The organism is Celeribacter halophilus (assembly GCF_018860305.1).
Classification (GTDB): domain Bacteria; phylum Pseudomonadota; class Alphaproteobacteria; order Rhodobacterales; family Rhodobacteraceae; genus Celeribacter; species Celeribacter halophilus_A.
The window spans coordinates 681,706-706,723 of record NZ_JAHKPE010000031.1 but is presented as its reverse complement, the minus strand read 5'-3'; the positions used below and the strand labels follow the sequence as shown (position 1 = coordinate 706,723).

Here is a 25,018-nt window from a genome sequence, read left to right as displayed (position 1 = left end):
GCTCTTCTATATCCTGCTCCTCATGAGCAGTTACGATGAAGACGAGGCCTTCGAGGCCGCCGCAGCCCCCACATCCGGCCAGCACAGGCCCTCCCTCTCGCAATTGGCGATGCAGGGTGCGCGAGCGGCCACGTTCGGCGCACCGGATACCAGCTATCTCGACAGTCTGAACCCCGCCCAACGCGAGGCGGTGGAGACTTTGGATGGGCCGGTTCTGATGCTCGCCGGCGCAGGCACGGGCAAGACCAAAGCCCTCACGGCGCGTATTGCGCATCTGTTGAATACGGGGCGCGCCCAGCCACGCGAAATTCTCGCCGTGACCTTCACCAACAAGGCTGCCCGCGAGATGAAAGAGCGGGTCGCGGCGCTGATGGGGCAGGATATCGAAGGGATGCCGTGGCTTGGCACCTTCCATTCCGTCTGTGTCAAACTCCTGCGCCGTCACGCAGAACTCGTTGATCTGAAATCGAATTTCACCATTCTTGATACGGACGACCAGATCAGGCTGCTTAAACAGTTGATCAATGCCGAGGGCATCGACGAGAAACGCTGGCCCGCGCGTCAGCTTGCCGGTGTAATCGACAGCTGGAAAAACCGTGCCCTCACGCCGGGGCGTGTCTCAGGGGGCGAGGGCGAGGAATTCAACGGTCGCGGGGTCAGGCTCTACGCCGCCTATCAGGCCCGCTTGCAAACCCTGAACGCCGTGGATTTCGGCGATCTGTTGCTGCATGTGGTCACGATTTTCCAGAAGCATCCCGATCTCTTGGCTCAATATCAGCGCTGGTTCCGCTACATCCTTGTGGACGAGTATCAGGATACCAACGTCGCGCAATATCTCTGGCTCAGGCTCTTGGCGGGCGGACATAAAAACATCTGCTGCGTGGGCGATGACGATCAGTCGATCTACGGATGGCGCGGGGCCGAGGTGGGCAATATCCTGCGGTTTGAAAAGGATTTTCCCGGCGCGAAGGTTGTTCGGCTGGAGCAGAACTATCGCTCCACACCGCATATTCTGACCGCAGCAAGCTCCGTGATTGCAGGGAATCGGGATCGCCTTGGCAAAGAGCTTTGGACCGCCGAGACGGATGGCGAAATGGTGCGGCTTATCGGCCATTGGGATGGCGAGGAAGAGGCGCGCTGGGTTGGCGAGGAAATCGAGGCGCTGCATAGCGGGACGCGGTCGCGGTTGCGTCAATATTCGCTCGACGACATCGCCATTCTCGTGCGTGCTTCACATCAGATGCGGGCTTTTGAGGACCGGTTCCTGTCCATCGGCCTGCCATATCGCGTGATCGGTGGGCCGCGATTCTATGAGCGGATGGAGATTCGCGATGCGATGGCCTATTTCCGCGTTGTCTGTCAGCCCGACGATGATCTGGCGTTCGAGCGGATTATCAACACGCCGAAACGTGGCGTGGGGGATAAGGCCCTGCAAGAGATCCAGATCGCGGCGCGTTCGAATGGTGTGAACCTTGTGGAAGGGGCGCGGATTGCGGTGGCGGACGGGTTGCTCAAGGGCAAGGCGAAATCCGGCGTTGCGCAGTTGCTGGCCGATCTGGACCGCTGGACCTCGCTCAATGTGCAGCAAATCCGCTATGGCGTCGAAGACGAGGACGCGCTGGTAGAAGGCGTGGCCTATGAGCCCGCCGAGATCAGCCATATCGAACTGGCCGAGAAGATACTCGACGAGAGCGGCTACACGAAGATGTGGCAGAATGACAAATCTCCGGAGGCGCCCGGACGGCTGGAAAACCTCAAGGAACTTGTCAAAGCCTTGGAGCAATTCGAGAATCTCGCGGGCTTTCTGGAACACGTTGCGCTGATTATGGACAATGACAGCGGCAATGACGGCGAGAAAGTCACGATCATGACCCTGCACGGGGCCAAGGGGCTGGAGTTTCCGGTGGTCTTTCTGCCCGGTTGGGAAGAAGGGTTGTTCCCGTCGCAACGCTCGATGGATGAAAGCGGCACCAAGGGTTTGGAGGAGGAGCGCCGTCTGGCCTATGTCGGAATCACACGCGCCGAAGAGCTTTGCACCATTTCCTTTGCCGCGAATCGCCGCGTGTATGGCCAGTGGCAGGCCCAGATGGCCTCGCGTTTCATCGACGAACTGCCCGCAGATCACGTCGATGTCATGACACCCAACGGATTGTATGGGGCGCAAGGCAATATGGGGGCGGGGCGTTCACTGGACGATTATGGACAGGACAGCAGCCCCAGCCGCTTTCAGGAGCGCGCCGCCAAGGCCGATGTTTACAATTCACCGGGCTGGAAACGGATGCAGCAACGCACAAGCCGCGCCGGCACGCCGCGATCTCCTGTGACGATTGAAGCCAAGGTGACTGTGGCCTTTACCGAGGGCGAGCGCGTGTTTCACAAGAAATTCGGCTATGGCGAGGTGATGGCGATTGAGGGTGAAAACCTGACGGTCGAGTTCGATCACTCCGGCACGAAAAAGCTCAAGGCCGGCTTCGTGCTTCCTGCGGATCAGGCGGGCGATGTGCCGTTTTAAAGCCTTTTCAAGTCATTCGAGGCTGTGAAGCCACTCAGCATCAAGACGTTGCGCTGCGCTGCCTGATAACCTGTGCCGTGGGTTTTCGCAGAACGATTTCGGTGCGGACTATAGAATTCTGCGCGAAACCGATTCCCTGAAAATACGATGAGACTTCCGGCGTGGTGTGGCTTAGGCCTGCCGCGTCTTTCGGTTTGCGCATAAAAAAACACCCGCGCCAGGGAGGAGGAGAGGCGCGGGTGCTCTTGCATCGGACCACGAGGGAGGAGGAAGGGGTCCGTATAAGTAAAGAAATGCGGCGGTGTCAGGGAGGAGGAAGACACCGCCGCCTTCAGTAACGATCCCTCAGGGAGGAGGAGAGAGAGACCGCATGTCTGGGGCCGGAGCCCCGTATAGGTGCGACGATGCAGGGAGGAGGAAGCATCGTCGCTCTGGTCTTCAAGGCCCAGGGAGGAGGAGGGGGCCTCGAATTCCGGTATCTGTTGCGGCAGCACCAGGGAGGAGGAGAGGTGCCGCCGCAGGTATCAGGGCCTCAGGGAGGAGGAGGAGGCCATGATGAGTATTCTTAGTTGCCGTATGCGGCCTCGTAGGCCACGGCTTTGATGGACGCCCGGGACAGACCCAGATCGGAAAGGTCACGATCGTCCAAACCGGACAGTTCCAGCAACGTTTCGCGGTAGACGCGGTAACGTGCAACGCGTTCAGCCAAAGCCTTGAACAGACCACCAAAGGGTACTGTGGAGGCCGTTGAGGCGTTGCGGATGTCGTTTGTGTAAGCCATGTGACTTTCTAAACCTTGATATGCGTTCGGACCCGTGTCCGTGTTTGCGCCGCGTCTTGTTCCCTTCGGGCTTCTGCCGGTCTTCGATCGAACTCTTGTCTTTCGAAGCAAACCGCTTTGGTGCGGTCGAAGGTGCAAGCCTTGGCTGCGTTGTTGATCTCAATATTGAGGATTTGCTGCGATTGCACAATCCACCTAGTCGTCATTGCCGCTATGCAGAACATGCATAAGTCGTGCTGACCTATTTTGCATGGCTTGTTGCGCCGCTCAGAGCTGCTGTGTCTGTGAGGGCAATGAGGAGTGGAAAAAGGTCAATAAACCCCCTATTTCGAAGGGAAAGCCAAAGAAATCGGAAGGGGGCCAGAATGCCTGTAACGCAAGACCTAATCATGGCAACGCTTAAAAAAGTGGCGCTTCCGGGAGGAGCCAATCTGGTCGATGCCGATCTGGTGCGTGCTTTGACGGTTCAAGACGGCACAATCAGCTTTGTCATCGAGGCGCCCGATGCCGCCACGGCGCAAAGTTGGGCCCATATCGAATCTGAGGCCAAGGCGGCACTTGAGGCGCTGGAGGGGGTGGAAAAGGTTTCCATCGTGATGACCGCCCACGGACCTTCCGCGCCGAAACCGGCCGCACAGACGTCTTCCGGCGAGCCGCCCAGCCTCAAGATCGGACGTCACCCCACTCCGCAACAGGGCAAACAGGGCGTGCCGGGCGTCAAACACATCCTTGCAATCGCTTCGGGAAAGGGGGGAGTCGGAAAATCGACCGTCTCCGCGAATCTCGCCGTGGCGCTGGCGCGTCAGGGTCGCAAGGTCGGTCTGCTTGATGCCGATATCTATGGGCCGTCCCAGCCGCGTATGATGGGCGTCAACAAACGTCCTGCGTCGCCGGATGGCAAAACCATCGAGCCGCTTCATGCTCATGGTGTCACGCTGATGTCGATTGGTTTCATGATTCCCGATGGCGAAGCCGTGGTCTGGCGCGGGCCGATGCTCATGGGCGCGATGCAGCAAATGCTGGGGCAGGTGGCCTGGGGCGAATTGGATGTGCTCCTGATCGACATGCCGCCGGGCACGGGTGATGTGCAGTTGACGCTGGGACAGAAGACCGAACTCACCGGCGCGCTGGTGGTCTCCACACCGCAGGACGTGGCGCTGATAGATGCGCGGCGCGGGATTTCCATGTTCGAGAAGCTTAAGGTGCCGGTGCTGGGCCTGATCGAGAACATGTCCACCTATGTCTGTCCGAACTGTGGTCATGAAGAACATATTTTCGGACATGGCGGAGTGGCGGACGAGGCGACAAAGATTGGCGTGCCTTTGCTTGCAGAGCTTCCCTTGGCGTTGGAAGCGCGTCTGGCAGGTGACAATGGCGTGCCTGTTGCCGCGACAGATAGCCCTTTGGCCGCTCCCTATGAGGCGCTTGCCAAACGGCTGGTGGAGACCGGCGTCGCCTGACTTTACGGGCGGTCAAACGCGTCTTTCGGGATGATGGGTGATATGCCTAAATTTTCATCTGTTTGCAAAACAGGGGCAGGGCAGCTATCCTGTCCTTGTTGAAAGGCATTTTGCCATTGCGTTTCATCTCTTTCGCGTCGCCCCGAGCGGCGCGTTTTCATGAAAGGACGACGAGGGGCCGGCAAGCCCGCAAAAACCTCCCCGAAAGGACAATATGTTTACTAAAATTCTGGTCCCAGTGGACCTTGCGCATGTGGACAACCTGTCCCGCGCACTGGAAGTCGCCGCAGATATCGCTCTGCATTACAAGGCTTCCGTCACCTATGTTGGCGTCACCGCTGAAACCCCCGGTTCTCTGGGGCACAATCCGACAGAATATGCGAAACATCTGGCGCAATTCGCGCAAGACCAGAGCAAGCGCTACGGTTTCGAGACCGCAGCCCGTGCTGTTGTGAGCCACGATCCGGCCACCGATCTGGACAAGTCTCTGGCCCGTGCGGTCAAAGAGGCTGGTGCTGATCTGGTGGTGATGGCCACCCATGTTCCCAATGTCGTTGATCATTTCTGGCCGTCCCATGGCGGCAAACTTGCGACCCACACCGACGCATCCGTCTTTCTTGTGCGCGGCTGACCTGCGCTGACACCCGCTGGCTGTTTGCTCGTCAGGGCAGGGCGGCGTGTGTTCGGATGACACTGTAATCCTTAGGAGTAATTCTATGAGCGACGACGGCATTCCCGCCCCGGAGGGCGCGGCTGCATTGATCGAGACCGATTATGAAATCGGTCAGGACAACATCACCCCGAGTGTCGGGCCTTTCGGGCTTGATATTCATAACCCTGTCTTTCTCATCTCCGGCCTGTCCATTGTGACCTTTGTCTTTCTGACACTGGCCTTTCAGGAACAGTCCGGCGAGATTTTCACCCATTTGCGCAACTGGCTGACCCAGACCTTTGACTGGTTCTTTCTGACGGCGGCAAATATCTTCGTGGTCTTCTGCCTCTTTCTCATTGTGTCGCCCTACGGCAAGGTGCGGATTGGCGGCAAGGAGGCAAGCCCCGACTATTCCTATGGCGGCTGGTTCGCCATGCTCTTTGCGGCTGGTATGGGCATCGGTCTGATGTTCTACGGTGTCTCCGAGCCGATCTCGCATTTCTCGTCGTCTTTTGCCGACAATGCGGGCACGCCGGAAAGCTGGGCGCCTCTGGCCGGTGCGGCGGGCGATGTCGAAGCCGCGCGCCGTCTTGGTATGGCGGCGACGATTTTCCATTGGGCGTTGCACCCTTGGGCGATTTACGCCGTGGTCGCGCTGTCTCTTGCGCTGTTTTCCTTCAACAAAGGTCTGCCTCTGACCGTGCGGTCGATCTTCTACCCGATCTTCGGTGAGCGGATCTGGGGCTGGCCGGGACATATCATCGACATTCTGGCCGTGTTCGCGACGCTCTTCGGACTGGCGACCTCGCTGGGGTTCGGTGCGGAGCAGGCCAATGCGGGGCTGAACCATCTGTTCGGCGTTCCGGTCAATGATGTGTCGAAAGTCCTGCTGATCGCAGCGATCTCCGGTCTGGCGCTTCTCTCCGTTGTGGCGGGGCTGGATGCCGGTGTGAAACGTCTCTCAGAGATCAACATGGCGCTGGCGACCCTGCTTTTGCTCTTTGTGATCATCGTGGGGCCGACGGCGGCAATCCTGACGGGGTTCTTTGCCAACTTGAAAGCCTATGTGATCGACCTTCCGGCGCTGTCCAACCCGTTCGGGCGCACGGATGACAACTTCCGCCAGGGCTGGACCGCGTTCTACTGGGCGTGGTGGATTTCTTGGTCACCGTTCGTGGGCATGTTCATCGCGCGCGTTTCGCGTGGCCGGACCGTGCGGGAATTCCTCGTGGCGGTGCTGATCGTGCCGATGCTTGTTTCGGTGCTGTGGATGACCGCCTTCGGGGGCACAGCCATCAGCCAAATCGTTAATGACGGCTACACCGCCGTGTCCGATGCGGCGCTGGAGTTGAAGCTTTTTGCCATGCTTGAAGCTCTGCCCTTGCAATCCGTTACCTCGCTGATCGCGATTGTTCTGGTGATTGTGTTCTTCGTGACATCGTCCGATTCCGGTTCTCTTGTGATCGACACGATCACCGCAGGAGGCAAGGTCGACGCCCCCGTGCCACAACGGGTGTTCTGGGCCGCTTTCGAAGGGCTGATCGCCATTGCTCTGCTTCTGGGCGGCGGTCTGGGCGCGTTGCAGGCGATGGCCGTTTCGACCGGCTTCCCGTTCACTATCGTGCTCTTGCTGGCCTGTTATGCCACGTGGCGCGGGCTGCGGTCCGAGCCGCGCTAACACGGAAATTTCCGCAGATGTGATCTGATTGCATCAGTTGTGTGAGATTGGAAATGACACCCCGTAGAGCTTTCTCTGCGGGGTGTTTTTATTATCTTACTGTTTTTATTTGTTATTTTGAAATGAAGGTAAATTTGCCTCTTTAAAATTTCAGTGATTCGAAAATGTCTTAATTTTCAAGCAAATAGAATCCTGACAAAAATACTTGAGAATCCATAAGGGCATGCGTAATTCCGCGTCCATCGCACGAATTTGTCGCATTCTAAGGGGATGACATATGGGAATTTCACGTTTTATGGCGTTGTGTGGCGTGTCTTACGTCGCTTTCGCCTCCGCAGGTTTCGCACAGGAGGTCTATGAACTCGACATGATCAACGTGTCGCTCGTTGATGAAGGGCAGGAAAATGTCGAGGCCACGGGGGGCGCTGTGATTTCCGAAGAGGACATCGAGGTTCTCAGCCCGCAAAACGTGAGCGAATTGTTCGCGCGCGAGTCTGCTGTGACGGTTGCGGGCGGGGCGGGACCTGCGAAACGGATTTATGTCTTCGGCATGGAGCAATCCAATCTGGCCGTCACCATTGATGGCGCGCCTCAGGCGGGGACAAGCTGGCACCACACAGGGTCTTCTGTCTTTGATCCAGCCTTCCTGAAATCTGTCGAGGTTGAGGCTGGTGCCGCTGCGGCTGACAGCGGCTTTGCTGCGGCTGCCGGTGCGGTGAGCTATGAAACCGTTTCTGCCTACGATCTTTTGGACGAAGGCGACAACATCGGTGGACGCGCGAGCCTGAGCTACGGCGACAACGGGCAGGGTGTTGCAGGCAGCCTAGCGGGCTTCGGGGCCTATAACGGGTTCGACTGGCTCTTTATGGTCAGCAAGCAGGACGGGGACAATTACGAAACCGGAGATGGCGATGAGGTGCTTGGGTCTGCGCCGGCGGCAGGGGGGATCCTTGCTAAGGTGGGCTATGAATTTGATACGCACCGTATTGAGCTGAACTACGCGCATGATGAGGACAAGGAAGATCGCACGATCAAGATGAACCTCTATCAGAGCACAGACGATACGCTCTATCCGATGGAAGTGACCCGTGACACGATCTCTTTGAAATACACCACGACCGCGCCGACGGACCTATGGGACCCCGAGGTTTTCCTGTATGTGAGTGAGAATGATTTTTGGCGTCCGAACTATGTTGTTTCAGGTTACAATGGCGATATGGATCTGCAAGAGGATCAGTTCGGCGGCAAGATCCAGAATGTCTTCACTCTTGATGCCGGCTCGATCACGGCTGGTGTGGATTTCAACGAGCATGACTATTCCGTTGATGCCTATGGCGACAACGGGGCAGGGGTGCGCAACCTGTCGACGACGCAACTTGGCGCCTATGCGCAGGCGCGTCTTGAATTCGGGCGTTTCGATATTTCTACAGGGGCGCGGTATGATTTCCATCGCTTCGAGGACTGGAACGGAAAGCGGTTCTCCGATAGCGGGGCAAGCGCGAATGCGACCGTGTCGTTTGAGGTCTTGGATGGGGTCGAACTCTTTGCGGGAGCCTCCGAGACATGGCTGGGTTATGTTGTTGGAGAATACGCTTATTTGCATGCGCGTGACGCAGACTTCTATACCGAATCAGATTTTGAAGCAGGTAAATCCCGTAATGTGAAGGTCGGGTTGAATGCGAATTTCGGTGCCTTCCAAGGTGGTGTCACCTATTTCAAAACTACAATCAAAAATCACTCGAACTGGTATGGTTCAGACAGCCTCAAGAATGCAGAGGATTATGAAAGCGAAGGCTACACTCTGAATGCAGCGTATTCGTGGGGGACAGGCCGTGTCGGCGTGAATTACACCAATGTGGATGTGTCGTATGACGGTGAAGACATTGATCCGGGCAACAGCGTCTTTACGCCTGTTGGGGACACCGCGGCGCTCTATGTGGATCAGGAGTTTGCTGAGTATAACCTCAAGGTCGGCGGCACAGTTGAATGGGCGGGGTCGATTGACTGCACGGATAGTTTCGAGCCGCAGGATGCTTACACCGTGGTGAATGCCTATGCTGAATGGCAGCCGCAAACGCTGTCCGGCACCACGCTGCGTCTTGGTGTGGATAACCTCTTTGACGAGACTTATTACGAGCGTTCCAGCTACGGCAACGGGGTTAAAGCCTCTGCCATCTATGCGCCAGGCCGCACAATCAGCCTGACCGCGACGCTCGACTTCTGACATTGCTTCGGGGGCTTTGGCCCCCAAGGTTTATCTTGTGGAATTTACTGGGAGGTCTTCGGGCCTCCCTTTTTATTCCCGAACGAGCAAGGCGGCGTCGTGTAGTTGAGGCGCGCGCAAGGGATGGTTGGGCGGTAAACAGGATGTGTTTGGAACCTCGCGCTCCGTGAATGGGGGGAGCTTGCAAAGCCTGTCCAAGGCGCGTCATTTAAGTGCATCTATAAACAGATATGAGGCCCCGCGATGAAACGAAGCGCCTTGATCGCCGCTTTATTGGTTTTCTCCGTCTCCACGTCGGCTCGAACAGGTTTCGCACAGGTGCCGCAGGTCCCTGAAACCCGCGCCGAAATCCAGCTTTCCTTTTCGCCAGTTGTCAAAGAAACCGCGCCCTCCGTGGTCAATATCTATGCCTCGCGCGTGGTTGAGGAGAGGTTCTCTCCTTTCGCGGGAGACCCGTTCTTTTCACAATTTTTCCGCTCCGGCCCCGCACGCCAGCGGGTGCAGCGCTCCCTTGGCTCCGGTGTGATCGTCTCGGAGGACGGGCTTGTGGTGTCGAACTATCATGTCGTGGGGGAGGCTTCCGACATCCGCGTCGTTCTGTCCGACAAGCGTGAATATAAGGGCGAGGTGATCCTTGCCGACAAGGAGGCCGATGTCGCTGTGCTGCGTCTCGATGGGGCGTCCGATCTGCCGGCCCTGCCGCTTGCCGACAGTGATGCGCTGGAGGTTGGTGATCTGGTGCTGGCCATCGGCAACCCTTTCGGCGTCGGGCAAACCGTGTCATCGGGCATCGTGTCGGGACTTGCGCGTTCGGGCTCTGCCATTCCGGGGGGGGCGGGGTCTTATATCCAGACCGACGCCGCCATCAATCCCGGCAATTCCGGCGGTGCGCTGGTCGATATGTCGGGGCGCCTGGTCGGTATCAACACCTCGATCCTGTCGCGCTCGGGAGGCTCCAATGGCATCGGATTTGCGATCCCCGCCAATCTGGTGCGTGAATTTACCCGTCAGGCGGAAGCGGGCCAGACCCGTTTCATCCATCCATGGTCCGGCGTGACGACACAGGCGGTGGATGATGCGGTGGCCGAAGCTCTGGGACTAGACCGTCCCGAAGGTGTGGTGCTGGCAGAATTGCACCCGCAATCACCCTTTGCAGCGCTTGGGTTGACCGCGGGGGATGTGCTTTTGTCCCTCGATGGACAGCCGGTTCTGTCGCCCTCTGATCTGGAATATCGCCTGTCGATCCTGCCGGTCGGCTCAAAGGTCAAGCTCTCGGCCCTGCGTGCGGGGGAGCCGGTGGAACTGGAATTGTCCCTGATTGCCGCGCCCGGATCGGATAAGACGCAGAGGGTGGAGATCAGATCGACCGGTCCTCTGGGCGGAATGGTCGTCGCGGATGTGACGCCAGCATTGATTGATGAATATGGCCTGTCTCTCAAAGCCAGTGGCGTGGTCCTGCTTGAGGCGCAAGGCGCGTCCGCCCGCCTCGGCCTTCAGCGCGGTGACCGGATTGTCGAGGTGAACAATATGGAGATCACAACGGCGGAAGATTTGCAGAAGGTCGCCCGACAAAGGAGCAGCATGTGGCTGCTGACCGTTGACCGTGGCGGGCGCTTGTTGCGGATGCGGGTGCGGTAGCCGATGTGAACCGGCGAGGAACGCTTTCGAGGGGCATCCGTGCCCTTTCCCGAAGGCGTTCCGATGCGTCAATGCGGGGTTCGGGCGGATTTCCGGCCCATTGCGCCTTGCACTCATGAGTGGCGCGTTCTTAGATGGCGCAGTTCGACACGCACCAAGGCTTTCAACGGGGCAGCTCATGACCAAACATATCGCGTTTTTCAAAGGCACTTGTCTTGCCGTTCTTCTGGCCGGCACCGCGCCGGTTCTGGCGCAGGAGGTCAATGCCGTTACTTTTGTTCAGGCGGTGGAACCCCAAGGGCTCGACCCGACTGTGTCCTCGCCCGTCGCAGCGGGGCAGGTGACGTGGCAGAACGTATTCGAAGGGCTTGTGGCCATTGACCGCGAAGGCCGCGTGGTGCCGCAGCTGGCGACCGCGTGGACGATCTCCGAGGATGGTTTGACCTACACCTTTACCCTGCGAGATGATGTGACCTTCCAAAACGGCGTTCCCTTCGATGCGTCGACGGCGAAGTTCACCTTGGAACGTATTCTGGGAGAGGATTCGACCAACGGGCAAAAGGCCAATTACACGGCCATTTCCAAAGTCGAGGCCGTGGATGCGACCACATTGGTGCTGACATTGTCGAGCCGCAATTCGGATTTGCTCTATTGGCTGGGCTATCCGGCGGCTGTGATGGTGGAGCCAAGCTCTGCCGACTCCAACAACACGGCCCCTGTCGGTACCGGACCGTTCAAGGTGGAGGAATGGCGCAAAGGCGACCGCGTCATCATGAGCGCATGGGACGGCTATTGGGGGGAGGCCCCTGCGCTGGAGAGCGTGACCGCGCGGTTCATCAAAGACCCACAGGCACAGGCGGCGGCGCTGCAAGCCGGTCAGGTGGACATCATCGGCAATCTGGATGCGCCGGAGCTTTTCGACCAGTTCACCCGCAATCCCGCCTATGAGGCCGTGGTGGGGGCCGGTGAAATGGAAATCGTTGCGGGGATGAACAACGCCAAGCCGCCTTTTGATGATCCGCGTGTGCGTCAGGCCATGATGCTGGCGGTGGATCGCCCGAGCCTGATTGCGGCGGTAAGCTCCGGCTATGGCACGGCGATCGGGTCGCATTTCTCGCCCGCATGCCCGTTCTATGAAGACCTCACAGGGCTGTTCCCCTATGATCCGGAACGCGCCAAGGTGCTTCTGGCCGAGGCCGGTTATCCGGACGGGTTCTCCTTTGAATTCAAAGTGCCGACCCGCACCTATGCCCAACGCTCTGCCGAGATTTTGCAGGCTTTCTTTTCCCAGATCGGTGTGAGCGCGGAAATTCAGAGTTCCGACTTTCCGGCCACATGGATTCAGGACGTGTTCAAAGATACCAATTATGACATGACGATTGTCGGCCACGCCGAGCCGCTCGATATCGGCATCTATGCGCGGGACAATTACTACTTCAATTACGACAATGCCGCGTTCCGCTCCGAGATGGAAAAGATCGCAGCCGCGACAAGTGAGGCAGAGCGCGAAACGGGCTATCGCAAGGCGCAGGAAATTCTCGCGGAAGACCTGCCTGCTTTGTTCCTGTTCTCCTATCCGAAACTTGGGGTATGGAAGGCCGGTCTGGAGGGCGTGTGGGAAAACGGTCCCGTTCCGGCCAATGACATGACCGATGTGCATTGGGTGAAGTAAGTGGGTCGAGCAAGCCTCTTTTGACACGTCTTCCTGTCTGGCGGTGAGCTTGCCGCTTGTCCCTTTCGAAAGCGTCTTATGGCACGACATCTGAAAGTTTTGCGCCGTCTTCTGGGAACTGCGGCGGTTTTGCTGCTCGCCTCGCTGGTGATTTTCTTGCTGATCGAAGCCGCTCCGGGTGATCCGGCGGAGATCATGCTCGGCACCTCGGCGCAGCCGGACACTCTGGCCGCTTTGCGCGCGGAGCTTGGCCTCGACCGTCCGCTGATGGTCCGCTATGCGCATTGGCTGGGCGGGGTGATGACCGGAGATCTGGGGCAGTCCTACACCTATGGCGTGGCCGTGACGGAGCTGATCGCGCAACGGTTCACCGTGACATTGCCATTGACGTTGATGGCAACGATGCTGGCTGTGGCGGTTTCCGTGCCTCTGGGCGTTATGGCGGCGGCGCGCCCCGGAAAAGCGGGAGACGGGCTGGCGACGGTGTTTTCCCAAATCGGCATCGCTGTGCCGAATTTCTGGATCGGGCTTTTGCTCATTCTGGGCTTCGCGGTGAAGGTCCGGTGGTTTCCGCCGGGGGGATTTCCCGGCTGGGAGGCGGGGTTCGGTGCGGCACTGGGGGCGCTTGTCCTGCCGTCCATCGCGCTGGCTATCCCGCAAGCCGCTGTCCTGACCCGCGTCACTCGCGCCGCTGTCATCGAGGTGACCAACGAGGATTTCGTGCGCACGGCCCGCGCCAAGGGCCTGTCACGCCGCCGCGCCTTGTGGCGGCATACGGTGCCCAATGCGTTGCTGCCGGTGGTCACGATGCTGGGACTGCAAATCCCGTTTCTCATCTCGGGAGCGGTGTTGGTTGAAAATGTCTTCAGCCTGCCGGGAATGGGCACCTTGGCCTATCAGGCCCTGTCGCAGCGCGATCTCATTGTGGTGCAGAATGTCGTCCTGTTGTTCGTCGGCATCGTCCTTCTTGTGAATGCCGGAACCGATGCGCTCTATGCCCGCCTTGATCCCAGACTGAGAGGCCGCAGATGAGGAGGGTTCCAAAGACACTTGTCTTGGGCGGGATCATCACCGCCGTTATGGTCGGGGCTGCACTCCTGAGCCGGTTCTGGACACCTGCGGACCCTACGGGCATGAATATCATGGCCCGCCTCAAGGCACCGGGAGAAGTTGGGCTCTTGGGCACGGATCAGATCGGGCGCGATGTGTTGTCGATCATCATGTCGGGCGCGTGGACCTCGTTGGGCATTGCCTCCACCGCAACCTTTATCGGGGGTGGGATTGGCACGGTGTTTGGCGTTGTGGCCGCAGCCAAAGGCGGCTGGGTCGAACGGCTTGTCATGACGTTCAACGGCGTGCTCTTTGCCTTTCCTCCGATCCTCTCCGCGATCCTTCTTGGCGCTCTGCTCGGGCCCGGCGCGGTGACATCTATGGTGGCCATTGGAGTCTTCATGATTCCGGTGTTCGCCCGCGTGACCCGCGCCGCCGCGATCCAGATCTGGGCGCGGGACTATGTCAAAGCCGCGCGTATGGCGGGCAAGCACGATGCGTTGATTACGCTGGAGCATGTCCTGCCCAACATCTCGGCGCAACTCATTGTGCAACTGGCAATCCAGACGGGGCTGGGCATTCTCTCCGAGGCAGGGCTGTCCTTTCTCGGCATGGGAGTCTCTCCGCCCACGCCGAGCTGGGGGCGGATGCTCTCAGAGAGCCAGACCTATCTCTCCAGCGCACCGCATCTGGTGCTGGCCCCCGGTCTGGCCATTGCCATCACCGTGCTGGGGCTGAACCTTTTGGGCGACGGGCTGCGTGATCTGACGGACCCCAGACGGAGACAGACCACATGATGCTGGATGTCAAAAATCTTCGCGTTTCTTTCGCCCGCGAGAACCTCCCACCCGTTGAGGTGGTGCATGGGGTCAGCTTTTCCGTGGCACGCGGCGAGGTTTTGGGGATCGTCGGGGAGAGCGGCTCCGGCAAATCCGTGATCTCTTTGGCCATGATCGGGCTCTTGCCGGGCACGGCGCGGGCCACGGGACAGGTGATGTTCGAGGGCCGCGATATTCTGCGGCTGCCCGAGCGCGACCTGTGCAACTTGCGTGGCAACCGGATCGGCATGATTTTTCAGGAACCTATGACGGCACTGAACCCAGCCATGCGCGTGGGGGCGCAGATCGCCGAGGGTATGATCCTGAACAAAGGTCTGTCCAGAAAAGCGGCCCGTGCAGAAACCTTGCGCCTGCTGGATATGGTGCAAATTTCCCGTGCCTCCGAGCGGATCGACAGTTTCCCGCATGAAATGTCCGGCGGGCAACGTCAGCGGGTGGGGATTGCGATTGCCTTGGCGTCAAATCCGGATTTGCTGATCGCCGACGAGCCGACCACGGCGCTGGATGTGACGGTGCAGGCGGAAATTCTCAATGTTCTGGATGATCTCGTCACCGATCTGGGGATTTCCCTCATGCTGGTCTCGCATGATCTGGGCGTGATCGCACGGATCGCGGACCGCACGCTCGTGATGTGTCAGGGGGAGGATATGGAGCAGGGGGCGACCGAAGACATTTTGCGCCGCCCCGCGCATGCCTATACGCGCCAACTTCTGGACGCCATGCCGCGACGGGCGCGGGCCTCTTTGGAGGAGGGCGCATGACCCCGTTATTGGAGATCCGCAAGCTGTCACGTCATTTCGATCTCGGGTCGGGTGTTGTGAAGGCCTTGGACAATGTGTCCCTGTCCTTGCATGCGGGCGAGATTCTGGGCGTTGTCGGAGAATCCGGCTCTGGAAAATCCACGCTGGCACGGATCGTCATGGCGCTGGACCATCCGACATCGGGCACGGTGCTGTTGGATCAACGTGATATATTCGCGCTTGGCCCGCGCGACTTGCGCAAGGCGCGGCGGGATTTTCAGATGGTGTTTCAGGATCCATATGGTTCCCTCAATCCGCGTCATCGTGTCGGGCGGATCATCGCAGAGCCGCTCCATTTGATGCCGAATGCGCCCAAAGGGGCCGAGCGGCGTGCATTGGTCGGGACGTTGTTGGAAGATGTCGGGCTGGACGCCGCCGATCAGGACCGTTTCCCGCATGAGTTCTCTGGCGGACAGCGCCAAAGGATCGCGATTGCGCGCGCACTCATCACCAAGCCACGGTTGCTTGTGGCTGATGAAGCGACTTCGGCTCTTGATCTGACGGTTCAGAAGCAAATTCTGGACCTCATTTTAGGCTTGCGCGACCGGCACGGAATATCGGTGCTATTCATCACCCATAACATCGGTGTGGTTCAGGAGATTTGCGACAGGGTCGCTGTGATGCAGCACGGCAAGCTTGTCGAGATCGGCCCCACTCAGGAGGTGCTGGACGCCCCGCAGGAGGCCTACACCCGACGGCTTTTGGCCGCCGAGCCGCGTCTTGATGTGATCGGGCGCAAATCCCGCCGCCGGTCCTGAAGCGCCTTCTCAGAGCATGGAGGCCCGCCCCGTGGACAGCCCGAGGGCGATATTCAGCGATCCTTCGTTCACAAGCCATTTGCGCAGGGTAAAACTGCGCGCCTTTGCGCGGTGCATCGGGTCGGCTTCAGCAAGAGCGCGTGCGGCCTCCATCGTCGCGGCGCGGTAGATGATCAGACCGGCCCCTTCCATCATGGCGCCGCTCTCATCCGACAGAGGCCCCGCCAGCACCAGTTGCCCGTTGTCTTCCAGAGATCGTTGATAGGCCAGATGTGCGGGCAGGGCGGCTTTGACCGCAGCCGGCTCTGCGGCGGGGACCGACGTCACCACATAGAGTTCCAACGCCAAGGCTCCGCGTCCTTTGGCTTCGGCTTTGTAGTCTTCCCAGTTTGGCATTGTGACCTCCCGTCAATAATATCGATATTATTTGACATACGATAAAATTATCGCCAAAGATATATAAAACAAACCGAAGGAATGTGTCATGAAGCTCATGGTTGGCCACTCTGGTAACAGCACCGCCGTCTATCTCGTCGACGGCGCAACGGCGCGGAATGTCACCGCCGCGATGCCCGAGGTCGGCACGGACCTGATGGGCCTGATCTCGAATCCCGATCTGATGACGGCCCTGCGCAATGGCGCACTCTCGGGCGCGTCCGAGGAGGTGGTCAATATCAAACCGGCGCTGCCTGTTGCGGCTCCGGGCAAGATTTTGTGCCTCGGTCTGAATTATATCGAGCATATCAAAGAGGGCGGCTACGACATTCCCGACTACCCCGCCATTTTCATGCGCACGCGCAAGTCGATCATGGCCGCAGGTGCGCCACTGGTGCGGCCGACCTGTTCGGAGCAACTGGATTACGAAGCCGAGTTGATGATCGTCATCGGCAAGGGCGGACGCCATATCAGCGAGGCCGATGCTCTGGATCATGTCTTTGGCTACACGGTGTTCAACGATGGCTCGGTGCGGGATTATCAACGCAAGACGCATCAGTGGACACCGGGCAAGAATTTCGACAACACGGGCGCGATCGGCCCCTATGTGGTCACACCCGAAGACCTGCCCGAAGGCGCCGCGGGTCTGAAGATCGAAAGCCGCGTCGGGGACGAGATCCTGCAAAGTTCCAATACGGGCAATATGATCTGGTCGGTGGCGCAAACCATCGCGATCATGTCGCAATTCACCACACTGGAACCGGGCGACCTGATTGCTATGGGCACGCCGCCGGGGGTGGGACACGCCAAAAAGCCGGGTCCGCGCTGGCTCAAGCCCGGTGAGACCGTCGAGATCGAGATCGAGCGCATCGGCATTTGCGCCAGCCCTGTGGTTGACGAGGTTGAGGAGGCGGCACGATGAGCGAGGGCATGACAGATATACGCGCCTCGGCACAGGCCAGAGTGCGGGCGGTGCGGGCGGCTTGTGAAAAGCTCGATGATGCCGCGATTGATCTGATCCTGCGTGATGCACGTTCGCATTATGCGTGGACCGACAAGCCGGTAAGCGATGCACTTTTGCACGAAATATTCGAGATCACCATTTCCGGTCCGACCAGCATGAACACCTGTCCGGCGCGCTTTGTCTTTGTGCGCAGCCCCGAGGCCAAGGCACGACTGGCGAAATCTCTGAAGGCCAAGAATGTCGATAAGATGATGGCCGCGCCCGTCACTGCGATCATTGCCTATGACCCGAAGTTCTGGACGCAACTGCCGTTTTTGTTCCCGCATGAGGACCGCCGCCCGCTTTTCGAAGGAAAGCCGGAGCATTGCGAGGCGACCGCCTTTCGGAATTCCACCCTGCAAGGGGCTTATTTTATGATTGCGGCACGCGCCCTCGGGCTGGATGTCGGTGCAATGTCCGGTTTTTCCAACGAGATTGTTGACGTGGAGTTTTTTGCGGGAAGTGGTTGGAAATCGAATTTTCTCTGTAACATCGGCTATGCTGATGAAACGGCGATTTTTCAGAAATTGCCACGGTTCGGATTTGAGGAGGTGTGCAGTATCATCTGAACGCGGAGGGGAGACCGCGTGACGACAAACGAACCCGACCGCGACCTATAATAACAGCGGCGGGACCATCACGGGCGAAAGCCCAGTCTGGGAGGACACTATGAAACACTTGTTTGCAAGCACCGCGCTCGCTGCGGTGATGGGCCTTGGCGCGTCACTGCCTGCTTTGGCGCAAGAGGTTATCACGGCCAATGTCATCGACGGTTATCCGGCCCGCGCCATGTGGGTGCAGGAATTTACCGACTTCTTTATTCCCGAGGTGGACAAGAAGCTGGCCGAGACCGGAAATTACAAAATCGACTGGCGCGAGAGCTATGGCGGCACGGTGGTCAAACCGCGCGGTGTGCTGGAGGGCGTTCAGTTGGGGCTGGGTGACATCGGTATCGTCACGACGATTTTCCATTCCTCGAAACTGCCCAGTCAGGCGATTTCCGCCGTCACGCCCTTTGTGGCGTCAGATGCGCGGGCTGTGGCCAAGGCCGTGGATGAGATTGCGCGGGAATATCCGGCGATGCAGGCCGAATTCGAAGCCCAGAACCAGGTGTATCTGGCCACCGGTGTTGTGTTGGACACCTATCAGTTGTTTAGCAAGGAGCCGGTCGACTCGATTGCCGATCTGGAGGGCACCAAGATTGCCGGTGCGGGCATGAACCTGCGGTATCTCGAAGGGATCGAGAACGCGGCGGGCGTGCGTGGCGGGCTGACGGATTTCTACAATATGGTGCAGACGGGTCTTGTCGATAGCGCGATGCTTTGGCCCGAAGCGGCGGCGACCTTCAAGATGGCGGAAGTGGCTCCCTATATGCTCGAAGCCGATCTGGGCGCGGTGAACACCAAGACCGTGACCGTCAACAAAGACTATTGGGAAACGCTACCCGAAGAGGTGAAAACGGCGATTCAGGAGGTGGCCGTAGCCTATCGGGATCACCTGTCCCAGATGGCGATGGACAAGGCCGCCGAGAGCCGCGCAGCCTATGTCGAAGGCGGGGGCACCATTATGCCGATGAGTGTCGAGGCACGCACCGCATGGGCCGAGTCGATGCCGGATATTGCCGCCGAATGGGCCGCGACACTTGATGACAAGGGCAGCGACGGCTCTGGCATGTTGCGCGCCTATCTGGACAAGCTCGCCGCAGACGGGTTCACCGGTCTGCGCGACTGGACCGCTGGCCTGCCGGAGTGAGCAAGATGGTCCCTTCAACGGATGCGGCGCAGCCTTCGGGCCTGCGTCGCCTTCTCAACGGCCTGACCCGCGCGACCAATGGTGTGGCCATTGCCGCCAATGTCACCGGCACGCTTGTTGTGCTGGGGCTTGTGCTGGTGGTGAATTACGACATCGTGGCACGCGGCTTGTTCAACCGCCCGTTTCATGGAGCGGTCGAGCTGGTGCAATTCGCTATGGTGCTGATCGTGTTTTTGCAACTGCCGGATGTCATCCGTGTGGAGCGGCTGACCCGTTCGGACGGATTTCTGTTGTTGATCGGTCTGAGCCATCCGCGTGTGGCCTCCGCGATGCGACGGGGGATCGACCTGTTGTCTTTCATGCTTATGGCACTGACGGCGGTGGCCATCTTTCCGGAGTTTCTCAAGATGTGGGACACGCAGGATTACTACGGCATCCCCGGTGTTTTCACCGCGCCATGGTGGCCGATCAAACTGACCGTTCTGTTTGGAACCACGCTCTGCGCCGCGATCCTTCTGCTTAAATCCGTAGGCCCGTCGCGCAACCCCGCAACCCCGACATCGGAGCAATCATGAGTCCTATCGAGATCGGCACTGCATCTGTCATTGCGATTATCGTGATGATCTATCTCGGGGTCTATATCCCCATCGCGCTGGGCGTCGTGTCCTTTGTCTCGATCTGGTTGATGCGAGACAATTTCGATCTGGCGATGAACCTGCTCAAGATCGCCGTTGCCGACAGCGCGATGGAATACACCTTTGCTACCGTGCCGCTGTTCAGCTTCATGGGGCTGGTGGTCTCGAAAGCGGGGTTGGGCACCGATATTTACAGCGTCATGAGCACGGGGTTCCGGCGCGTTAAAGGCGGGATCGGCATGGCAACCGTTGGGGCCAACGCCGCCTTTGCCGCCGTTACAGGCAGTTCGATTGCCTCGGCTTCGGTCTTTTCCAAGGTCGCCGTGCCGGAGATGCTGGCGTATGATTACAAACCACGCTTTGCCGTGGGCGTTGTGGCGGGCTCGTCCGTTCTGGGCATGATCATCCCGCCTTCGGCCATGCTCATCATCTATTCCTTTGTCGCCGAACAATCCGTGGGCGACATGTTCCTCGCCGGTGTCGTGCCGGGGCTGTTACTGGCGCTCGCTTATATCGCGGCGATCTGGGCGATGGGACGCTTTGCGCCGTCGTTTGTGGGAGGGCGGCCTGCGGATGATTACGAGCCGATGCCGTGGCGTGAGATTGCGTCCAAGACCCTGCCGATGCTGCTTTTGATCTTCACCGTGATCGGCGGCATCTACCTTGGCTGGCTCACCGCCGTCGAAGCCGGTGCGGCGGGTTCCCTGCTGGGCCTTGTTATCGCGATGCTGCGCCGCTCCATGAGTTGGCGCGGATTGTGGGAGACACTGATCGAGACCGGCCATATCACCGCCGCGATCCTGTTTCTGATCACGGCCGCATCAATCTACAGTCGGATGCTTGGCCTTGCCGGACTGCCCAATGAACTGGCCGACATTCTGGCCGGTTCCAGCTTCGGCTTTGCGCAGATTATGGTGTTCTACATCGTCCTGATGCTGTTTCTGGGCACGATCCTCGACACCTCGTCGATCATCCTGATCGTCGTGCCACTGTTTTTGCCGCTGATCGAACCGATGGGCCTGTCTCTGGTCTGGTTCGGCATTATCACCGTAATCGGGGCTGAGATCGGCCTTTTGACGCCACCGCTCGGCATCTCGTGTTTTGTCATCAAGGCCACGCTGAATGATGACCGCATCACCCTCAAAGACGTGTTTATGGGCGCGCTGCCCTTCGCGGGGGTGATGCTCTTTGTCCTGATCCTGCTGATCTGTTTTCCGCAACTCAGCCTTGCTATTCTCAACTAGGAGATACCCATGCGCAACGTGACACCCGATAATATCACCGAGGTCTTCCAGAGCTATTTCTCGCAAGACACCGATCCGCGGTTTCGAGAAGTGATCGGATGTCTGGCAAAGCACCTGCATGCCTTTACCCGAGAGGTCGGGTTGACCCATGACGAATGGCGCAAGGGGCTTGAAGCTCTGGAATGGGCGGGGCGGATCACCACCCCCGAGCGCAATGAATTTGTGTTGCTGTCGGATGTGATGGGGCTGTCCTCTCTGGTGGACATGATCAACTCGCGGCCCGGTGCGACCAGTTCCAGCGTGCTTGGTCCGTTCCATGTCTCGGACGCGCCGCCTCTGGAAATCGGGGGCGACATGCGCGGAGATTTTGAGGAAGAGGTGTTGCTGGTCGAGGGTCATGTGCGTGACCCCGAAGGCAATCCGGTGGCCGGTGCCGAGATCGACATCTGGCAGACCGCGCCGAACGGGCTGTATTCCAGTCAGGACCCCGATCAGGACATCATGTCGTTCCACGGGTTGATGACCGCAGATGAAAATGGCCGCTATGCCTTCACCACAGTGCGGCCGGTCAGCTACACCGTGCCGACGGATGGCCCTGTCGGAGACATCCTGAACGCCGCAGGACGGCACCCGTGGCGGCCTTCGCATCTGCATTTTATCGTCAAGGCCAAGGGCTTCCGTGATCTTGTGACCGAAGTCTTTCCCGCAGATGATCCCTATCTGGATCAGGACACGGTGTTCGGCGTGCGCGAGGATCTGGTGATGACCTATGTGCTTCAGCCTGCAGGCAGTTTTCCGGAGGGGTTTGCCCTGTCCGGCAAGGTCGAGGGTCCCTATGCGCGGGTCGATTTCGACTTCACACTCGTGCGCGACTAAGGGCGCTCAAGGTTCAGGCGTCGGGGCGGGTCAGGATATAGGCTGCGCCCGCCCCGATCAGAACGGCCTGAAGTCCCAGATACAGCGGCGGGACACGCAAGAGTAGCGTGGGCACAAAGCTCAGCAGCATCATTGAAATGGAAACCACTTTGATCCGACGCGGAATGGCGCCGGTTTCTTCCCATGCGCGGATGTTCGGACCGAAAATCCTGTGCTCCAGAAGATATGATCTTAGCCGTGGCGAGCCTTTGGTGAAAAAGAAGGCCGCAAGGATGACGAAGATCGTGGTGGGCATCACGGGAAGAAACGCCCCGATAAAGCCCAGAATCACGCAAAGCGTGCCGAGTGTCAGGTGGATGAGTTTTACGATCCGGTCCGTCATTTCCATACCCTGCCACATGCGTGACGGTTGCACATCTGCATTCTTGTCGCGCCCGACCGCTGCGCTGTCTACATCGCAGCCAGATTTTATCTGTCAAAACGGCCGATCCCTGCCTATAAGCGGTGTGGTTGTCCTGTAAACCTGTCCTGAACACCAAGGCAGGGGCGCTTTGTTTTATCCCCTCGGAGGAACCGCAGCATGTCCGATACCTTGTCACCGATTGATACCGCCAAATTCGTGGCCGCGAAAAAGGCGGTGGGTTACGTTGAGGACGGGATGAAAGTGGGCCTTGGCACAGGCTCGACCGCCGCATGGATGGTGCGCTGTCTGGGTGAGTTGGTGCGTGAGGAAGGTCTTGATATCGTTGGCGTTCCGACGTCGAGCCGCACGGCAGAACTGGCGCGTCAGCAGGGGATCAAGGTGATCTCTTTGGACGAGGCGAAATGGCTTGATCTGACGATTGACGGTGCCGACGAATTCGACCCTGAGCTGAACCTCATAAAGGGCGGCGGCGGCGCGTTGTTGCAGGAAAAAATCGTGGCCACGGCCTCCGATCAAATGATCGTCATTTCGGATGTGTCGAAACAGGTTGATATGCTCGGCGCGTTTCCCTTGCCGGTGGAGGTGATCCCCTTCGGTTGGCAGACGACCAAGGCGCTGGTGGAGGAAACACTGGTGTCTATGGATGTTCTTGGTCAGCAGTCCACCGTGCGGATGAACGGGGACGCGGCCTATGTGACCGATGAGGGCAATCACATCATCGACCTGCACCTGCAACGCATCGGCAACGCGCGCCAGCTTGCGCTGGTGCTCAACCAGATTCCCGGTGTGGTGGAAAACGGCCTGTTCATCGACATTTGCGACAAGGTGATCATCGGCCACGGTGACGGGCGGGTGACGACGAAAGACATCCTGTCGGGCGAGGAAAACGAAGACCGGATCGAGTTTGAGGACAGCGAAAACATTTTCGCCGATCTGGTCTGATCGTCGCGTCGGTTCGGGAACAAGGGCGGGCGTCGGACTGGCCGGAGCAGGGGTGCTCGAAACAGGAATGTGTTGCTGCAAAGCCCCCGTGCGTCAGGCGCGGGGTTTTCCTTTGGCGTCAAAGCCCCTACATCTAGCCCCAAGTTTAGAATTCTTCGAAAAAAGGCGGGACAGATGGATTTCGACTATGATCTCTTCGTGATTGGTGGCGGCTCCGGTGGCGTGCGCGCAGCACGGCTTACGGCGGCGGATGGCAAAAAGGTGGCCATGGCAGAGGAATTCCGTATGGGCGGCACCTGTGTTATTCGCGGATGTGTGCCCAAAAAGCTGATGGTGTTCGCTTCGCAATATTCCCACGCTGCCGACGAGGCCGCAAAATACGGCTGGGACATCCGCTTGGGCGATTTCGACTGGCCGAGTTTCCAGAGCAAGTTGAAAGCGGAACTGTCGCGCCTCGAAGGCATCTACACGAAAAACGCGGGCAATGCGGGTGTCGAAATCCTGCACCAGCGCGCGACCGTCAAGGATCCGCACACGGTGGTGCTTGCGGACGGGACCGAGAAAACTGCCAAGCATATTCTCGTCGCCGTGGGAGGCACGCCTTTCGTGCCGGACAATGTGCCGGGGATCGAACATGCGATCACATCGAACGAGATTTTCGACATTCCCGAACTGCCCAAGCGTATTCTGATCGTCGGCGGCGGCTATATCGCCTGTGAATTCGCCTGTATCTTCAACGGGCTGGGCTCGGAGGTGACGCAATATTATCGCGGGGCGCAAATCCTGCGGGGCTTCGACGACGAGGCGCGCGGCCACATTGCGGAACTGATCCGCGGTCAGGGCGTCAATCTGCATGTCGGGACCGATGTGGAGCGGCTTGAAAAACGCGATGGCGGCATCTGGGTCAAGGCAACCGACGGGCGCGAGGGCCTCTTTGACGTGGTGCTCTATGCTACAGGGCGCAAACCCAATACGGCGGGGCTTGGCCTCGAAGAGGCGGGCGTGACCCTTGGACGTGGCGGGGCGGTTGTTGTCGATGAGTATTCGCAGACCAATATTCCCTCTATCTTTGCCGTGGGCGATGTCACCGACCGCATCCAGCTGACCCCCGTGGCGATCCGCGAGGCCGTGGCCTTCCACGAGACGGTGTTCAAAGGCAACCCGATGAAGCCGGATCATGCCAATGTGCCCTCCGCGATTTTCACCCAGCCGGAATACGGCGCTGTCGGGCTGACCGAAGAGCAGGCGCGTGACGAAGGGCCGGTTGAAATTTACTCGGCGGCCTTCCGCCCGATGCAGAACAGTTTCATTGAGAAGAACGAACGCGTGATGTTCAAACTCATCGTGTGCGCCGAGACACGCCGCGTTCTGGGCTGTCACATCATCGCGCCTCATGCCGGTGAGATGATCCAGCTTGCCGGTGTGGCCATCAAGATGGGGGCTACGAAAGAGGATTTCGATGCCACTGTGGCGGTGCATCCGACCATGGCCGAAGAGATCGTTTTGATGAAAGAGCCGGTGCGGGTTCACAAATGATCCGCTGTTGGTCACGATAAAGCGAACTGCGACACCTGGGCACCCTTGAAAATCGGGGCCAGAACGAACAGGTTACACGGGAGCGCCCGACAGAGGTTTTCTGTCGG

The 25,018-nt window shown here is 58.9% G+C and carries 22 protein-coding genes; 19 read left to right on the top strand and 3 right to left on the bottom strand.

Features of this window, described 5'->3' with window-relative positions; genetic code table 11:
• The first annotated feature begins 22 nt into the window (after positions 1-22).
• Positions 23-2,512, top strand: coding sequence for an ATP-dependent helicase (locus KO492_RS15255; protein ID WP_216045729.1), 2,490 nt, complete (start codon positions 23-25; stop codon positions 2,510-2,512).
• 565 nt (positions 2,513-3,077) lie between these two features.
• Here the strand turns inward: KO492_RS15255 and KO492_RS15250 are convergent.
• The gene (locus tag KO492_RS15250; protein WP_216045728.1) at positions 3,078-3,293 is read right to left on the bottom strand and encodes a DUF1127 domain-containing protein; all 216 of its coding nucleotides are present in this window, start codon (positions 3,291-3,293) and stop codon (positions 3,078-3,080) included.
• Between the two features lie 365 nt (positions 3,294-3,658).
• On the opposite strand from KO492_RS15250, the gene KO492_RS15245 reads away from it, so the two are divergent.
• From KO492_RS15245 to KO492_RS15200, 10 genes are all read left to right on the top strand, one after another.
• Positions 3,659-4,753 carry an Mrp/NBP35 family ATP-binding protein gene (locus tag KO492_RS15245; RefSeq protein ID WP_216045727.1) on the top strand — a complete coding sequence of 365 codons (1,095 nt, stop codon included), beginning with the start codon at positions 3,659-3,661 and terminating at the stop codon, positions 4,751-4,753.
• A gap of 214 nt (positions 4,754-4,967) precedes the next feature.
• Complete coding sequence (locus KO492_RS15240) at positions 4,968-5,384, top strand: universal stress protein (RefSeq protein WP_216045726.1); 417 nt, start codon at positions 4,968-4,970, stop codon at positions 5,382-5,384.
• Positions 5,385-5,469: 85 nt separating this feature from the next.
• On the top strand, positions 5,470-7,083 hold the full coding sequence (locus KO492_RS15235; protein ID WP_216045725.1) for a BCCT family transporter: 1,614 nt from the start codon (positions 5,470-5,472) through the stop codon (positions 7,081-7,083).
• A 277-nt stretch (positions 7,084-7,360) separates the two neighbouring features.
• Complete coding sequence (locus tag KO492_RS15230) at positions 7,361-9,307, top strand: TonB-dependent receptor domain-containing protein (RefSeq protein WP_216045724.1); 1,947 nt, start codon at positions 7,361-7,363, stop codon at positions 9,305-9,307.
• A gap of 243 nt (positions 9,308-9,550) precedes the next feature.
• Positions 9,551-10,945, top strand: a complete 1,395-nt coding sequence (locus KO492_RS15225; RefSeq protein WP_216045723.1) for a Do family serine endopeptidase — start codon at positions 9,551-9,553, stop codon at positions 10,943-10,945.
• A gap of 178 nt (positions 10,946-11,123) precedes the next feature.
• The gene (locus KO492_RS15220) at positions 11,124-12,617 is read left to right on the top strand and encodes an ABC transporter substrate-binding protein (protein ID WP_216045722.1); all 1,494 of its coding nucleotides are present in this window, start codon (positions 11,124-11,126) and stop codon (positions 12,615-12,617) included.
• Positions 12,618-12,695: 78 nt separating this feature from the next.
• A complete protein-coding gene (locus KO492_RS15215) occupies positions 12,696-13,649 on the top strand; it encodes an ABC transporter permease (protein ID WP_216045721.1) in 954 nt (317 codons plus the stop codon).
• Positions 13,646-14,464: an ABC transporter permease gene (locus tag KO492_RS15210; RefSeq protein WP_216045720.1), complete on the top strand. Its 819-nt coding sequence runs from the start codon at positions 13,646-13,648 to the stop codon at positions 14,462-14,464. The genes KO492_RS15215 and KO492_RS15210 overlap by 4 nt, the downstream gene beginning before the upstream one ends.
• The gene (locus KO492_RS15205; RefSeq protein WP_216045719.1) at positions 14,461-15,267 is read left to right on the top strand and encodes an ATP-binding cassette domain-containing protein; all 807 of its coding nucleotides are present in this window, start codon (positions 14,461-14,463) and stop codon (positions 15,265-15,267) included. Before KO492_RS15210 ends, KO492_RS15205 begins: the two co-directional genes overlap by 4 nt.
• Positions 15,264-16,064 carry an ATP-binding cassette domain-containing protein gene (locus KO492_RS15200; protein WP_216045718.1) on the top strand — a complete coding sequence of 267 codons (801 nt, stop codon included), beginning with the start codon at positions 15,264-15,266 and terminating at the stop codon, positions 16,062-16,064. Before KO492_RS15205 ends, KO492_RS15200 begins: the two co-directional genes overlap by 4 nt.
• A 9-nt stretch (positions 16,065-16,073) precedes the next feature.
• Here KO492_RS15200 and KO492_RS15195 read toward each other — a convergent pair whose 3' ends face one another.
• Positions 16,074-16,460, bottom strand: a complete 387-nt coding sequence (locus KO492_RS15195) for a YciI family protein (protein ID WP_216045717.1) — start codon at positions 16,458-16,460, stop codon at positions 16,074-16,076.
• An 88-nt stretch (positions 16,461-16,548) separates the two neighbouring features.
• Here KO492_RS15195 and KO492_RS15190 point away from each other — a divergent pair, with 88 nt between their 5' ends.
• The 6 genes from KO492_RS15190 to KO492_RS15165 all read left to right on the top strand — a co-directional run bounded on the left by KO492_RS15190 (position 16,549) and on the right by KO492_RS15165 (position 22,009).
• Positions 16,549-17,421 (top strand): fumarylacetoacetate hydrolase family protein, encoded by an 873-nt coding sequence (locus KO492_RS15190; protein WP_216045716.1) that lies wholly within the window; start codon positions 16,549-16,551, stop codon positions 17,419-17,421.
• Between the two features lie 8 nt (positions 17,422-17,429).
• Positions 17,430-18,071 (top strand): malonic semialdehyde reductase, encoded by a 642-nt coding sequence (locus KO492_RS15185; protein ID WP_252735542.1) that lies wholly within the window; start codon positions 17,430-17,432, stop codon positions 18,069-18,071.
• 100 nt (positions 18,072-18,171) lie between these two features.
• Positions 18,172-19,254 carry a C4-dicarboxylate TRAP transporter substrate-binding protein gene (locus KO492_RS15180; RefSeq protein WP_216045714.1) on the top strand — a complete coding sequence of 361 codons (1,083 nt, stop codon included), beginning with the start codon at positions 18,172-18,174 and terminating at the stop codon, positions 19,252-19,254.
• A 5-nt stretch (positions 19,255-19,259) separates the two neighbouring features.
• Positions 19,260-19,829: a TRAP transporter small permease subunit gene (locus KO492_RS15175; RefSeq protein ID WP_216045713.1), complete on the top strand. Its 570-nt coding sequence runs from the start codon at positions 19,260-19,262 to the stop codon at positions 19,827-19,829.
• A complete protein-coding gene (locus KO492_RS15170) occupies positions 19,826-21,133 on the top strand; it encodes a TRAP transporter large permease (RefSeq protein ID WP_216045712.1) in 1,308 nt (435 codons plus the stop codon). The genes KO492_RS15175 and KO492_RS15170 overlap by 4 nt, the downstream gene beginning before the upstream one ends.
• Positions 21,134-21,142: 9 nt before the next feature.
• Entirely contained in the window at positions 21,143-22,009 is an 867-nt protein-coding gene (locus tag KO492_RS15165) for a dioxygenase (protein ID WP_216045711.1), read from the top strand.
• 13 nt (positions 22,010-22,022) lie between these two features.
• Here the strand turns inward: KO492_RS15165 and KO492_RS15160 are convergent, their stop codons facing one another.
• On the bottom strand, positions 22,023-22,424 hold the full coding sequence (locus tag KO492_RS15160; protein WP_303485390.1) for a YbaN family protein: 402 nt from the start codon (positions 22,422-22,424) through the stop codon (positions 22,023-22,025).
• A gap of 165 nt (positions 22,425-22,589) precedes the next feature.
• Here KO492_RS15160 and rpiA point away from each other — a divergent pair, with 165 nt between their 5' ends.
• Positions 22,590-23,375 carry a ribose-5-phosphate isomerase RpiA gene (gene rpiA, locus KO492_RS15155; RefSeq protein WP_216045710.1) on the top strand — a complete coding sequence of 262 codons (786 nt, stop codon included), beginning with the start codon at positions 22,590-22,592 and terminating at the stop codon, positions 23,373-23,375.
• Positions 23,376-23,549: 174 nt separating this feature from the next.
• Positions 23,550-24,911, top strand: a complete 1,362-nt coding sequence (gor, locus tag KO492_RS15150; RefSeq protein ID WP_216045709.1) for a glutathione-disulfide reductase — start codon at positions 23,550-23,552, stop codon at positions 24,909-24,911.
• Positions 24,912-25,018: the final 107 nt, after the last annotated feature.

Bases quoted from the DNA above. Each gene is read 5' to 3' on its own strand.
- KO492_RS15195 (WP_216045717.1), bottom strand. From the start codon at position 16,460: ATGCCAAACTGGGAAGACTACAAAGCCGAAGCCAAAGGACGCGGAGCC.
- KO492_RS15245 (WP_216045727.1), top strand. From the start codon at position 3,659: ATGCCTGTAACGCAAGACCTAATCATGGCAACGCTTAAAAAAGTGGCG.
- KO492_RS15255 (WP_216045729.1), top strand. From the start codon at position 23: ATGAGCAGTTACGATGAAGACGAGGCCTTCGAGGCCGCCGCAGCCCCC.
- KO492_RS15230 (WP_216045724.1), top strand. From the start codon at position 7,361: ATGGGAATTTCACGTTTTATGGCGTTGTGTGGCGTGTCTTACGTCGCT.
- KO492_RS15215 (WP_216045721.1), top strand. From the start codon at position 12,696: ATGGCACGACATCTGAAAGTTTTGCGCCGTCTTCTGGGAACTGCGGCG.
- KO492_RS15190 (WP_216045716.1), top strand. From the start codon at position 16,549: ATGAAGCTCATGGTTGGCCACTCTGGTAACAGCACCGCCGTCTATCTC.
- KO492_RS15200 (WP_216045718.1), top strand. From the start codon at position 15,264: ATGACCCCGTTATTGGAGATCCGCAAGCTGTCACGTCATTTCGATCTC.
- KO492_RS15170 (WP_216045712.1), top strand. From the start codon at position 19,826: ATGAGTCCTATCGAGATCGGCACTGCATCTGTCATTGCGATTATCGTG.
- KO492_RS15235 (WP_216045725.1), top strand. From the start codon at position 5,470: ATGAGCGACGACGGCATTCCCGCCCCGGAGGGCGCGGCTGCATTGATC.
- KO492_RS15220 (WP_216045722.1), top strand. From the start codon at position 11,124: ATGACCAAACATATCGCGTTTTTCAAAGGCACTTGTCTTGCCGTTCTT.
- KO492_RS15210 (WP_216045720.1), top strand. From the start codon at position 13,646: ATGAGGAGGGTTCCAAAGACACTTGTCTTGGGCGGGATCATCACCGCC.
- gor (WP_216045709.1), top strand. From the start codon at position 23,550: ATGGATTTCGACTATGATCTCTTCGTGATTGGTGGCGGCTCCGGTGGC.
- KO492_RS15225 (WP_216045723.1), top strand. From the start codon at position 9,551: ATGAAACGAAGCGCCTTGATCGCCGCTTTATTGGTTTTCTCCGTCTCC.
- rpiA (WP_216045710.1), top strand. From the start codon at position 22,590: ATGTCCGATACCTTGTCACCGATTGATACCGCCAAATTCGTGGCCGCG.
- KO492_RS15180 (WP_216045714.1), top strand. From the start codon at position 18,172: ATGAAACACTTGTTTGCAAGCACCGCGCTCGCTGCGGTGATGGGCCTT.
- KO492_RS15165 (WP_216045711.1), top strand. From the start codon at position 21,143: ATGCGCAACGTGACACCCGATAATATCACCGAGGTCTTCCAGAGCTAT.
- KO492_RS15185 (WP_252735542.1), top strand. From the start codon at position 17,430: ATGACAGATATACGCGCCTCGGCACAGGCCAGAGTGCGGGCGGTGCGG.
- KO492_RS15175 (WP_216045713.1), top strand. From the start codon at position 19,260: ATGGTCCCTTCAACGGATGCGGCGCAGCCTTCGGGCCTGCGTCGCCTT.
- KO492_RS15250 (WP_216045728.1), bottom strand. From the start codon at position 3,293: ATGGCTTACACAAACGACATCCGCAACGCCTCAACGGCCTCCACAGTA.
- KO492_RS15240 (WP_216045726.1), top strand. From the start codon at position 4,968: ATGTTTACTAAAATTCTGGTCCCAGTGGACCTTGCGCATGTGGACAAC.
- KO492_RS15205 (WP_216045719.1), top strand. From the start codon at position 14,461: ATGATGCTGGATGTCAAAAATCTTCGCGTTTCTTTCGCCCGCGAGAAC.